The sequence below is a fragment of the Nodosilinea sp. LEGE 07298 genome (assembly GCF_015207265.1).
GTDB lineage: Bacteria > Cyanobacteriota > Cyanobacteriia > Phormidesmidales > Phormidesmidaceae > Nodosilinea.
Map to the genome: position 1 here is coordinate 1 of NZ_JADEXE010000544.1, position 1,973 is coordinate 1,973.

Annotated in this window: 2 protein-coding genes and 2 pseudogenes; 1 reads left to right on the forward strand and 3 read right to left on the reverse strand. The window is 45.7% G+C overall.

Annotated elements, in window-relative coordinates; genetic code table 11:
* A pseudogene (locus IQ273_RS36260) lies at window positions 1-104 on the forward strand (DDE transposase); the annotation flags it as partial.
* Between the two features lie 122 nt (window positions 105-226).
* Here the strand turns inward: IQ273_RS36260 and IQ273_RS32855 are convergent.
* The 3 genes and pseudogenes from IQ273_RS32855 to IQ273_RS36265 form a co-directional block, all read right to left on the reverse strand.
* Window positions 227-1,315: a DUF91 domain-containing protein gene (locus IQ273_RS32855; RefSeq protein WP_194027264.1), complete on the reverse strand. Its 1,089-nt coding sequence runs from the start codon at window positions 1,313-1,315 to the stop codon at window positions 227-229.
* Between the two features lie 133 nt (window positions 1,316-1,448).
* Complete coding sequence (locus tag IQ273_RS32860) at window positions 1,449-1,799, reverse strand: hypothetical protein (RefSeq protein ID WP_228054369.1); 351 nt, start codon at window positions 1,797-1,799, stop codon at window positions 1,449-1,451.
* 70 nt (window positions 1,800-1,869) lie between these two features.
* Window positions 1,870-1,973 (reverse strand): annotated as a pseudogene (locus IQ273_RS36265) (DDE transposase); the annotation flags it as partial.

The window sequence follows — 1,973 nt, forward strand, 5'->3', positions numbered from 1 at the left end:
AGGAGAAACTGCCGCTTTATCTGGGGTTCTTTGAGTTCGTACACAATGCCCGTAAGCGAGGAAAGGCACTGCTGGGCAACCTATTGGAGACCTTGTTGAACTAGCTCCCCAAAATCCGTATTGAGCCTCTTTATGTACGCTTAACCGCCCCATTGACCCTAAAGTAAACGGGCCTCGTTCGATATGTTCCGGGGGGCAGACTCCCTTTGAAGCAATGACTATTTATTTATTCTCCGAACTCCGACTGAACAAACCGAAGCGTCTGTTCATCGCTTAGCTTACAAACAACGTTTTGATTAGCGAAGGCTCCAGCAAATGTTTTTGCCTTACTTTTCGGGACCCACTTAATCCATCGGATGCCTACTGCCCATTCTGCTAGCTCTTCACTGTCGCGATTTGCATCCGCCTGGGGGGCTGTGAGGCCGGATTCCAATAGTGGTTTTTGTGTGTCGTCTACAATGAAGTCGCGAACCATGACAGCTGGAGAAGTAACTTCACCAAGCCCAACATAACCCAGCCCCTTTATGTACGCATAAATCTTGTCGCCAATGCTGAGACGCTTGAGCGCCGATGAGTACCTAACGCCTTGTCCTGCACCAATGAAGCCAAATTTGACGTTGTCGTCCCAGTTTCTGGTTGGTCCTTCGCCCACATTCACGAACCAATACCCTGTCCATTCCCGCTTGCTCTGTGTGACAGAGCGTTGCTTCTTCTCCTTTCGCTCGATGTAGTCCTTTGCCTCCGGCAGTGGAATTATTGTTTCAGGGTTTATGAACAACCCTCCGTCAGAGTCAAGAAATGGGGCTAATCGCGTGCATTGGATGTTCACTCCAAATTCGCGCAGCCAAATCACCGCTGAAATCACTTCTGAGTTGAATTGACGAGACGCAAGAATTATCCGCTGTGATTTATTGAGATCCTCAATGTCGGCATCAATAAATTCCTCCACTGCTTTTTGTGCATCGGATTCAGCTACCAATAAGTACGAAGCAAACTGTTTATAAATTTCGCCGGGAAGAAAATTCGCACAATACGATGCATATTTGATAGCTTGCCACTCAACAGCTTCGCCGGAATCGTCTCGCTTAAGTTCGATGATTACCAAAGCTGCGTTCTTATCTATCGCAAGTAAGTCAAGACGTTTACCAGAAGAAAGGATTACTTCCTTGCCGATAATTAAAAGCTCTTCTCCAAGTATCTCTGGGGATTTATCAATCCATTCCTGAATATCGAATCGCTCCAGAAGCCCGAGTTCAGAAAAGCTTTTTGGCGTCAGTTTTTGAAGCTGCTTTTCTTCAACATCTACTCGGAACATCTAAAAAATCTCCAGTAAAATATAACGGTTCGGGTCAGCGGTTGTCGACATCTATGCAACACCACAAGTGGCTTCAATCAATCCGCTGCACCACGGTTGTTAGGCAGCATCAACTCCAAGCCTAAAAATCACTTCACGCTCTGTAGTATTTACTACTAAATCCTACAGACAGGGGAGCGCCCTCATACTGGCAAGATACACCAATCTTTAACTTTCTCTTGTGGTCATAATAGGTGTGGAAGTGCACCTGTTTTCGAGCTAATTCTAACTCAGACGGGTTAATGCTAAATATTCCCAAAATTGCTTCAGAATCAAATGGGCGGTTTTGGCTCCAAGGCGCAGTCTTCTTTAAATCAACATCCACATAATTAATGAAATTTCCTTCCGCTTCCAACATCATATGAGCTTGCTCAGAATCAATAATAATATTACCCACTTCATTAGGTTTGCCGCTAACCGCTCTTGCAGCATCTGCTACAGGCATTCCAAGATACTGAAAAGGGCGATGGAAAGGTGCTCTCAAAACATATAGGCTCAATACGGATTTTGGGGAGCTAGTTCAACAAGGTCTCCAATAGGTTGCCCAGCAGTGCCTTTCCTCGCTTACGGGCATTGTGTACGAACTCAAAGAACCCCAGATAAAGCGGCAGTTTCTCCT